At 38.9% G+C, this 10,528-nt stretch carries 9 protein-coding genes; 4 read left to right on the top strand and 5 right to left on the bottom strand.

The genetic code is table 11. From position 1 onward, the window contains the following. Window positions 1–147 precede the first annotated feature (147 nt). On the top strand, window positions 148–1,035 hold the full coding sequence (locus tag B4A24_RS15525) for a DUF4886 domain-containing protein (protein ID WP_293946018.1): 888 nt from the start codon (window positions 148–150) through the stop codon (window positions 1,033–1,035). Window positions 1,036–1,149: 114 nt separating this feature from the next. On the opposite strand, the gene sucD is transcribed toward B4A24_RS15525, so the two are convergent. Both sucD and B4A24_RS15515 read right to left on the bottom strand, forming a co-directional pair. Beyond that, the gene (sucD, locus tag B4A24_RS15520) at window positions 1,150–2,022 is read right to left on the bottom strand and encodes a succinate--CoA ligase subunit alpha (RefSeq protein WP_077438675.1); all 873 of its coding nucleotides are present in this window, start codon (window positions 2,020–2,022) and stop codon (window positions 1,150–1,152) included. A gap of 90 nt (window positions 2,023–2,112) precedes the next feature. Beyond that, window positions 2,113–2,646 (bottom strand): RNA methyltransferase, encoded by a 534-nt coding sequence (locus B4A24_RS15515; protein WP_172395719.1) that lies wholly within the window; start codon window positions 2,644–2,646, stop codon window positions 2,113–2,115. A 113-nt stretch (window positions 2,647–2,759) separates the two neighbouring features. Between B4A24_RS15515 and rpsT the strand changes: the two genes are divergently transcribed. Then, window positions 2,760–3,014: a 30S ribosomal protein S20 gene (rpsT, locus tag B4A24_RS15510; protein ID WP_046671646.1), complete on the top strand. Its 255-nt coding sequence runs from the start codon at window positions 2,760–2,762 to the stop codon at window positions 3,012–3,014. Between the two features lie 145 nt (window positions 3,015–3,159). On the opposite strand, the gene B4A24_RS15505 is transcribed toward rpsT, so the two are convergent. Both B4A24_RS15505 and B4A24_RS15500 read right to left on the bottom strand, forming a co-directional pair. After that, window positions 3,160–4,008 carry a 3-keto-disaccharide hydrolase gene (locus tag B4A24_RS15505; RefSeq protein ID WP_293946017.1) on the bottom strand — a complete coding sequence of 283 codons (849 nt, stop codon included), beginning with the start codon at window positions 4,006–4,008 and terminating at the stop codon, window positions 3,160–3,162. Between the two features lie 39 nt (window positions 4,009–4,047). Then, entirely contained in the window at window positions 4,048–4,881 is an 834-nt protein-coding gene (locus B4A24_RS15500; RefSeq protein ID WP_293946016.1) for a helix-turn-helix transcriptional regulator, read from the bottom strand. A gap of 435 nt (window positions 4,882–5,316) precedes the next feature. Between B4A24_RS15500 and B4A24_RS15495 the strand changes: the two genes are divergently transcribed. Further along, window positions 5,317–6,810 (top strand): succinate CoA transferase, encoded by a 1,494-nt coding sequence (locus B4A24_RS15495; RefSeq protein WP_293946015.1) that lies wholly within the window; start codon window positions 5,317–5,319, stop codon window positions 6,808–6,810. Between the two features lie 273 nt (window positions 6,811–7,083). On the opposite strand, the gene B4A24_RS15490 is transcribed toward B4A24_RS15495, so the two are convergent. Further along, window positions 7,084–7,581 carry a DinB family protein gene (locus B4A24_RS15490; RefSeq protein ID WP_293946014.1) on the bottom strand — a complete coding sequence of 166 codons (498 nt, stop codon included), beginning with the start codon at window positions 7,579–7,581 and terminating at the stop codon, window positions 7,084–7,086. 471 nt (window positions 7,582–8,052) lie between these two features. Between B4A24_RS15490 and B4A24_RS15485 the strand changes: the two genes are divergently transcribed. Continuing rightward, window positions 8,053–10,446, top strand: coding sequence for a PDZ domain-containing protein (locus tag B4A24_RS15485; RefSeq protein ID WP_293946013.1), 2,394 nt, complete (start codon window positions 8,053–8,055; stop codon window positions 10,444–10,446). The last annotated feature ends 82 nt before the right edge of the window (window positions 10,447–10,528 follow it).

Raw genomic sequence — 10,528 nt, 5'->3', positions numbered from 1 at the left:
GCTTCTTGCGTTTGGATACTTTTTCAGATTCCTTTTCAGAACAGACACCGGGTCGCAACGATGGAAAAGATCTGCTGAAGTTTTCCTTTTATACAATTAGCAATTCTACAAGATATTCTCTAATTTAGTCATTATAGCAATGTATATATGATGAAAGCAAAACAGATATCCTTACTCACTATTCTACTACTATTTTTTCTTAGTAGCAATAGATTAAACGCGCAAGAACAATTATTGGATGATGGTGTTTTGCGTATATTGGCCATTGGTAATAGCTTTTCCGAAGATGCGATCGAGCAGAACTTATATGAATTGGCTAAAGCTGGGAAGAAAAAGATCGTTATTGGTAACCTTTATATTGGTGGCGCTCCGTTAAGTTTACACGTAAGCAATGCAAGAGCGGATAAGCCTGCTTATCGTTATCGGAAGATCAATATAGACGGTCACATGTCCGAAAAGGTAAATGAACGGCTTTCAACGGCTTTGGTAGACGAAGCCTGGGACTATATTAGTTTTCAGCAAGCGAGTCCACTGTCGGGAGATTATGACTCCTATGCAAAGGATTTACCAATTTTATATGACTATGTCACCAAACATGTAAAGTATCCTGAAACAAAGTATATATTGCATCAAACCTGGGCATATCAGAACGGCTCGTCCCATGAGGGATTTATCCGTTATAACCGTAACCAGAATACGATGTACACCGCTATTGTAGGCACTTCCCAAGAAGTCTTTAACTGGGGTAATTTTCAAGTATTGGTACCTGCTGGTACAGCTATTCAAAATGCGCGTTCGACTTATCTGGGCGATCAATTCACACGCGATGGCTATCATCTTAATTTGGATTATGGACGCTATGTCGCGGCTTGTACATGGTACGAGGCGCTGTTTCAAGAGAATGTTATCAATAACACATTTTTGCCACTCAAAGTAACTTATGTTGAAGGGCAGATCGCGCGGGAAGCTGCACACCAGGCCGTGGCATCTCCTTATGGGATTACTGTATTGAAGGGTTTTCAATTAATGAAATAGTATATTATATGGGAAATACCAGACGTAAAACTGGATTATCATCCATGCGCTATGGAAATAGCATATAAAAGTAAAGGGGGNNCCCCCTTTACTTTTATATGCTTAATTGTCTAATTATTTAGCCAATTCTTCTGCAATTGCTTTTCCGATTTCAGCTGGTGATTCAACTACACGGATACCACACTCACGCATGATTTTCATTTTTGCAGCAGCAGTATCATCAGCACCACCTACGATCGCACCAGCATGGCCCATACGGCGTCCCGGAGGCGCTGTTTGACCAGCAATAAATCCAACAACTGGTTTAGTACCATGTTCTTTGATCCAACGTGCAGCTTCAGCTTCCATTCCACCACCAATCTCACCAATCATGATGATAGCTTCAGTTTCTGGGTCGTTCATTAATAATTCAACAGCTTCTTTAGTTGTTGTACCGATGATAGGGTCACCACCGATTCCGATAGCTGTCGTGATTCCTAATCCCGCTTTTACAGTTTGATCTACTGCTTCATAGGTTAAAGTTCCTGATTTCGAAACAACACCTACATTACCTTTTTTGAAGATAAATCCTGGCATAATACCAATTTTAGCTTCACCTGCCGTAATGATACCCGGACAGTTTGGACCGATCAAACGGGATTTTTTGTCGCTCAAGTAAGATTTTACTTGGATCATGTCTTTCGTAGGGATACCCTCAGTAATACATACAATCACTTCGATACCCGCAGCTGCAGCTTCCATGATTGCATCTGCAGCAAATGCTGGAGGTACAAAGATAATAGAAACATTAGCTCCTGTAGCGTCTACTGCATCTTGAACAGTGTTGAATACAGGACGGTCTAAGTGTTGTTGACCACCTTTACCAGGAGTCACACCACCAACTACATTTGTTCCGTACTCAATCATTTGAGTCGCATGGTAAGTACCTTCGTTTCCAGTGAAACCTTGAACGATTACTTTTGAATCTTTATTAACTAATACACTCATTTCTTCTTTAAATTTTGCACACAAATCTACTATTTTGCTTTCTAAAATGGAAGCAATGTGGATAGGAATATGACCTTTATTGATAAATTTTTAGTTCAGTTTGCATTTTTGGATAAAATCCCAAAGGATAATGCCGATTGCGACAGATACGTTAAGGGAATGCTTGGTGCCATATTGGGGGATTTCGATGCAGGTATCGATTTTTTCCATGACCTCTTCATCTACGCCGTTAACTTCATTTCCAAAAATTAACGCATATTTTTTATCGGACTTTGGCTCAAATTGATGTAACATGACACTATCATCGGCTTGTTCAATGGCAATAATTGTATACCCCTCCGCTCTTAGATTCTCTACGACATCTGCCGTTTCTTTATGGTATTCCCAAGAGACAGATTGCGTCGCTCCCAATGCAGTTTTTTCAATTTCCCGGTGTGGTGGCGTTCCGGTAATACCACATAGGTATATTTTTTCAATAGCAAATCCGTCGGCTGTACGGAAGGCAGAGCCCACATTGTGCATACTGCGAACATTGTCTAAAACAATTGCGATAGGCGTTTTTTCTTGTTTTTTAAACGATTCAACATCTGTACGTTGAAGTTCATCCATCGATAATTTTTGCATGTTGCAAATATAGTAAACCTAAAAAACAAAATAGATTTTGAATATTGAAAATAAGGTGTTATTTTTGCAGTCCGAATTACAAGAAAAAATTGAATAAAAATTAGCTAAAAAAAATGGCAAATCATAAATCAGCGATCAAAAGGATTAGAGCAAACGCTACTAAACGTTTAAGAAACCGTTACCAAGCAAAAACTACTCGTAACGCAATCAAAAAATTACGTCATACAACTTCTGCAGAAGAGGCAAAAACATTGTTACCACGCGTAATTTCTATGCTTGATCGTTTGGCAAAGAAAAATGTGATCCACAAGAAAAAAGCTTCTAACAACAAATCTAAGTTAACTAAATTCGTTAACGGTTTAGCGTAAGCTTTCTGTATAGATATTGAGGGGTACAGCTCGCTGTATCCCTTTTCTTTATGTTATATACTTTGGATTTCTCTTTCCAAGCGAATAGTAATAAAAAAGCACCTATATAGGTGCTTTTTTATTTTATATTAGTTATGACTGACTATTATTTTAGATTGGGCAATAATTCAGCGATGACTTTTTTCAATTTATTTGGATCTTTCATGTAAGGTTCCAAATCATATAGTTCCACTTTTTTGAAATCGATCGGATGGCTCTCACTCTGAAGTGAGATGCTTCCTTTTTTCAATAGCTGCCCATCTTTTTTTACGGCAGGGTCAAAGTCTGTTACACTGCCACCTCCTATTTGAGGCTTGGTATATTGTAATACCACTTTGTCTTCAAGGATATGCTGTACAAGTGAATCTCCCAATACGAGGAAATCAGCCGTTACCCATTGATCGCCAGCATAAGTTTTTGATGTCGAGCTGACACAGTGCGGCGTAAAGAGTTTGTTATCGATGACGACATTCGTCCCCGGTGTACACAGATTGCTTGTTGTGCGTTCGTCCTTGCCATTACCACCCAAGAGCTGACCTTCGATAGATATCGGAAAATCCTGGTCTACGCCCATCGTCTTGGGATCTTGTCCATGTAGCATGGCACCGCTATTGCGCCAGGCCCAGCCTTCACCACCGGGAGCCTGCTCGCCTACAAAACGATAAGTGACACGTAATAAATAAGCGGAAAATTCTTTATCGTAGAATAGATGGCCATATTGAAAATTGAAATTATCGTAGCCATCATATCTGACTTTCAATAAACCATCTTCGACACGGAATGTGTTTTTATAGTTATCTCCAACCTTGTGGTTTCGGATTTTAGGAGTCCAATTTTTTAAATCTTTCCCATTGAACAATTGAATGGGTTTGGGTTTTTTGTCTTGAGAATTGCCAAATACGGAAGTACTGAGTAATAAAATTCCAGCACCATAGATAATATGTTTGAATTTCATCCTGAATTAGGTTTATTGACCTAATTTAGGGAAACATTTTTAAATAAGCAATTCTTTTTGTTTGACATACTCGCTGGGGCGAATACCTACGACCTTATTGAATGTATTGCTAAATGTAGGTAAACTGTTATAACCGACTTTCAATGCGACCTCATTGACACTGAGTTTTTCATCCAGTAACAATTTAAGCGCGGTTAGCATTCTAAGGATAGTATAGTATTGGATAAAGGACATGTTTAATTCTTTCTGGAATAGCCTAGCCAATGTACGTTCGCTGATATTAAATAGACTCGCAAGTTTTTTAAAACTCACGTTTTCTTCCATATTCTCCTCTAGATAGGTAACGATATCTTTTAATTTTTGGTGGCTGGGATAGGGAAGAGCCAATGGAAGCTCGTGCAGAGACAGTTCAGGAAGGATGAGTTTAAATGCAGTTGCCAAACTATACTTAGGTTCCTCCACTGGAAATATATTGCCGTTCCAACGGTTGGTAAACATAATCAGTTCAATTAGCAGATCATTTACTGGATAGATCCCCATTTTACTGTAGAATGCGGTATCACTATTCGTTTTTGGAAAATAGAGATTACGCATCACGACTTCTGGGGTACTTGGGTGAATACTATGCTTTACACCTGCGGGAATCCACAGATAGTGACGAGCGGGCAAGAAATATGATTTTTCATCCGTTTTTATAAAAACAACTCCACCTTCGGTATATAAAAATTGATCCTTATCATGACAGTGCTCCGTGATATGATTTTCCGCTATAATGGCATGGTGACAATAAATGCTATCTTCAAATGAATCAACCTCTGTCATGTAATAGCGGTTGACATATTTTCCATCACTCGTTGTATCTCTTAAGTTCATTTTTTTCTATAAAACTACCCTGCAAAGGTAAGACTTTTTTACTAGACCTAACTTTGTTCTAAGTAAAGTGAGTGTATGCTTACAATAAAATTGCAAATAAACCCTTAGCGAGTTAGTATTTACTTACCTGGATTTAAATTTATTTTTTATAATTTATTGTTAATCAGTGTTATAAATATTTTTTTTCATTTTTATAATAATACTTTAAAAATATATTTTGTTTTATTTTTCTGATAAACAGTTAGTTATAGCTATTTCGTCTCCATTGAATAATTTTGTGTCAAATGGTAATAAATTCAATGTAGAAAAAAACGCTAAAATTGTTTGGTTGAGAAATGTAGACCCAAGCTTAATAACTTTATAATAGCGGATATAAATAGGTTTCAATTTCTTAAGTTTACATGAATAGCGAATAAAAAATAAAATAATAAGGATATGGCTTACGAAAGGATAAAAATTCAGAGCTTACACGATAAGGTTATTACAGCTACAGAAGCTGCGAAATTATTTCAAGACGGTATGGTCGTTGGCTCAAGTGGTTTTACCAAAGCTGGCGATAGCAAAGCCGTATTACCAGCTTTAGCAGAAAGGGCAAAAGTGGATCCTTTAAAAATAACATTGATTACAGGGGCTTCTTTGGGCCATGGTACAGACGGTAAATTAGCCGAGGCTGGTGCCCTATCCAAACGTATGCCCTTTCAAGTGGATCGAATCCTCCGCAATAAGATCAATGCTGGAGATGTACTTTTTATAGATCAGCACTTAAGTGAGACTGCTGAACTGCTCCACAATAAAAATCTACCGCAGGTGGATATTGCCGTATTGGAGGTTGCTGCGATTGAATCGGATGGTAGTATCATTCCAACGACCTCAGTGGGTAACTCCGCAACCTTTGCCGCATTAGCTAAACAGGTTATTTTGGAAGTCAATACAGCTATTCCAACAGCAATCAAAGGAATACACGATATCTATCAGGCAGAAGACTATCCACGTCGTAATGTTATTCCTATAGTAGCACCTGAAAATAAGATTGGCCGGAAAACAATCCCATTGGATCCCAGCAAGATTGTGGGAATTGTTTTTACGAATGAACTTGACAGTCCAGCAGATATCGCCGAACCTGATGCCAAAACAACAGCAATAGCAAAGCATATATTGGCATTTTTTGAAAATGAAGTTGAGCTTGGGCATCTATCCGAGAGTTTGATGCCTCTTCAGGCAGGAATTGGAAAAGTAGCGAATGCCGTGCTCACAGGCTTTATCCATAGTAAATTCCACAATCTAACCATGTTTTCGGAAGTACTCCAGGATAGTACATTTGATTTAATTGATGCGGGTAAATTGGATTTTGCGTCAGCCTCTTCTATTACTGTATCGGAAGAGTGTTATTCACGCGTATTTGATCACTTGGACAAATATCGTGACAAGATTGTCTTACGCCCGCAAAACATATCCAATACACCGGGATTGATCAAACGTTTGGGGATTATTGCAATCAATACCGCAATAGAATTTGATATATATGGTAACGTGAACTCGACGCATACCTCTGGTACCAATATTATGAACGGTATAGGAGGATCGGGAGATTTTGCAAGGAATGCTTATTTAAGTATTTTTGTCACGCAGGCGGCTTCTAAGGGAGACGCGATCTCTCATATCGTTCCGATGGTATCCCACGTAGATCATACGGAGCATGATGTTGATATTTTGGTGACAGATTATGGTTTGGCCGATTTGCGTGGTTTGGCGCCTCGTGAACGTGCTAAGGTTATTATTGAAAATTGTGTGCATCCAGATTACAAAGCCCAACTCTTGGATTATTACAATCGCGCCTGTGAAAGAGGTGGACACACGCCGCATTTGCTAGAGGAGGCGTTCAGTTGGCATATCAACTTGAGAGAAACAGGAACCATGAAAAAGGATTAACTGGACGACAAGGCAACCAGATATAGAAGAATAGGGCTTTTCCAAAGAGATTTGGTAGCCCTATTTTTACCTAATATTGTACCTATTCTGGATTGTATTTGAAAAACAAGCCATCCCATGATCTGTTTGCTTTTTTGCTTTTTGAAACTGCCTTCTTTAATTTATTCCGAGCAATTCTTTACAGTGTTTACATGTACTTGTGGATATTTTTTTAGTAAGGGTTTCTACAAAACAAACGCTACTTGTTATTTTTTTAGACAATAACCGCATTCCTTATTTTTGCTCTTTATAAATATTCCAGAAATTGTAATCTGTCATCGGTGCATCTGTTATTCCAATATTTCGGCCTATAGTGACAATCTGTCCCCGATGGTAGGTTCCGTGGATAATCAAATGCTGAATATATTCATATTTTGAAAAATCACACTGAAACCAGGGAGATTCGACCTTTATATTTTTTTCTAAATCTTGTTCCGATAGACCTTCCACATAATTTTGAAGCTTTTGGCAACTCTCTCGGATGGCGTTGAAAATATCCTCTTTTTTACTGCATGTTTTTTCAAAATCAAAATCATTTGATTCCGAAATATGACTCCACCAATATTCTTGTGTCTGCCAAATATGGTTTAATGTTTTTAGGATCGTAGAAAAGCTGGATGGAACTTCTTGGTTAAGTTGTTCTTCCGATTTGGTACTTAACCAATCAAGGTATTTATTGATCACCCAATTGTTGTACTGTACACTTTTGGTGATTAGTGTTTTTAAGCTCATAATTATTGGTTTATTATTTTGTAAAACTTTAAGCGTAAATATAAATATCTTTCCAAACAGATTTACGATATTTAGATTAAGGATGGATATTCTTTATGGATTATTATTTCTAGATTAATATCGTGTCTTCACGGATGATAAAAGTCAGCTAGGCTTGGGCAAAGATGCTGGCATAAAATATATTGTGCTTACTAGCAAGTACCACGAGGGATTTTGTCTCTAGAATAACCAGTAATACTGGTATAAACAGTCGGACGGTAGCTGGAAGAATTTCTCCTAATAATAGGTGAGATGAAAAATTATAGAGGCGTATTACTTGATATGTATATTTATATAGGGTAATTTCAAACAACCAAGATAAACTTAATTTCAAACACAATGAAAGCAAAAATCATTTTACTTCTTGTTATGATCACTATGCTTTTCAGCTTTCATAAAAGCGCTTTAACTGACCTAAATTTTCAAAAAAACATGATAAAGAAACAAATAAGTAGCGTTGTTAGGCTAATATTTATTGGCACAAGCTGCCTACTTTTTTCTACCGTACAGGCGCAACACCCCAATACTGTTAAGCGTTTTTATATCAGTACAACAGGCAACGACCGAAATTCGGGAGCGTTAAGAGATCCTTTTGCTACTGCAGAGGCGGCATTACGTGCCGTAGAAAAATATAAAAAGGGTAAAGCCAATCCCAGCATCGAAATCATTTTTGATCGGGGAACTTACTACCTTGATAAACCAATCAAACTACTAGCAGCACTATCCGGAACCAACAAGCAACCGCTACGAATTAAAGCGGCCGACGGAAAGCAGGTTGTCCTTAGTGGTGCTAAATCCCTTGACCTCAAATGGGAGCAGGGAAAGAACGACATTTGGACAGCTAAAGTTCCTACCGGATTGAGTTTCCAAAGCCTCTATGCCAATGAAAGGCATCTGGTGCGAGCAAGATATCCAAATTATGATCTGTCCATATTACCTTTTCAGGGCTATGCAGCCGATGCACTTGACTCAGCACGTATTGCGACTTGGCGTAACCCCATCGGTGGTATTGTACATGCTTTACACGCCGGCCGCTGGGGGGGCTTTCATTATCGGATTACAGGAAAAGATGGTTCGTCAAAACTCACAATCGAAGGTGGGCAGCAAAACAATCGTCCAAGCAAAATGCACGAAACCTATCGTTATGTTGAAAATATATTTGAAGAACTTGATACGGCACAAGAATGGTTTTTGGATGAGCAGACGGCAATTTTATACTACATGCCATCCAAAGGAACAGATCCCAATACCATGAAGTTTGTGGCGCCACAGTTGGAAAACTTAATTACTATTTCAGGCTCAGCTTCCAAACCGGTGCATGATATTGAGATCAGTGGTCTGTGTTTTATGCATACCACAGCTACCTTTATGAAAACGGCGGAGCCATTGCTGCGTAGCGATTGGACTATCTATCGTCAGGGTGCAGTAAAGATTGAAGGAGCGGAAAATTGTTTTCTTTATGCCAATGATTTTATCGAATTGGGTGGGAATGCAGTTTTTTTGAGTGATTATAATCGCCGGATCAAGATCAGTGGGAACCGGATAGAGCAGATCGGTGCGGGTGCCATCAATTTCGTAGGCGATCCCGAGGCTGTTCGTTCACCAGCATTCCGTTATGAAAAATTCGTTCCGCTAAGTCAAATGGATACAGTTAAAGGTCCTAAAACCAATAATTATCCTATGGATTGTGAGGTCAGTGACAATTTGATTCATACGATCGGTTTGATTGAAAAGCAGGTTGCCGGTGTACAGGTGTCCATGGCGGAGTCTCTACGCATCTTGCACAATACCATTTACAATGTACCGCGTGCAGGCATTAATATAGGAGATGGTACATGGGGCGGCCATGAGATTGCTTATAACGATGTTTTCAATACTGTATTGGAGACCAGTGATCATGGAGCCTTTAATTCTTGGGGGCGGGACCGTTTTTGGCATCCCAACCGCAATGAAATGGATCAATTAACATTGGAGCATCCCAACTTAATTTTACTTGATGCAGTTAAAACAACCAAAATCCACGATAACCGTTTTCACTGTGATCACGGTTGGGACATAGATCTGGATGATGGATCTTCCAATTATGAGATTTATAACAATCTCTGTCTAAGTGGTGGATTGAAATTGCGTGAAGGATTTTATCGCAAAGTATATAATAATGTGATGTTGAACAACGGTTTTCACCCGCATGTTTGGTTCAAGCATAGTCATGATGTCTTTCGTAATAATATTGTGATGCAGGCCCATCAGGATATTCATGTCAAGTATTGGGGGGATGAAGTGGACTATAATATTTACTTGCGAAAGGAAGATTTACTAAAAGATCAGGCCAAGGGATTAGAAAAGCATGGACGGATTGATCCGTTGAACTTTGTTGACCCAATTCATGCTGATTTTAGGTTAACTGCCTGGGAGGATCAGGGCTTTAAAAATTTTGATATGCTCAATTTTGGTGTGATGGAGGAGCGGTTAAAACGTCTTGCAGCTAGTCCTGAGATCCCAAAATTGATCCGATCGGGAACCAAAGAACATAGCCAAAAGTGGACATGGAAAGGCGGACAATTTAAAGCGATCGAAACGATGGGTGAGCAATCCGCAGCAGGGCTACCTTCGATCGCTGGAGTACTGGTACTTCAGCTGGATGAAAAGAGTATACTATATAAAAGTGGTTTGCGGGTAGGTGATGCGATCTTGGATTATCAGGGTGAGAAAATAGCTAAGTTAACAGATTTGCAACAAGCCATTAAAAAACTTGGACATACTGATCGTCCTAAAGTTATTGTGTTTAGAAATCAGCAACAGCGGGAGCTGACCTTGCAATTGTAATTGCGTGTGGTTTGTTGCATAAGTAATCATTATACAACAATTAGGTGCTTGTACGGTAGAGTTGGGCGCCCCAGTTTAAGCA

The organism is Sphingobacterium sp. UBA7249, from assembly GCF_002472835.1.
Lineage (GTDB): Bacteria > Bacteroidota > Bacteroidia > Sphingobacteriales > Sphingobacteriaceae > Sphingobacterium > Sphingobacterium prati.
This window is presented reverse-complemented; position numbering and strand designations above follow the sequence as displayed.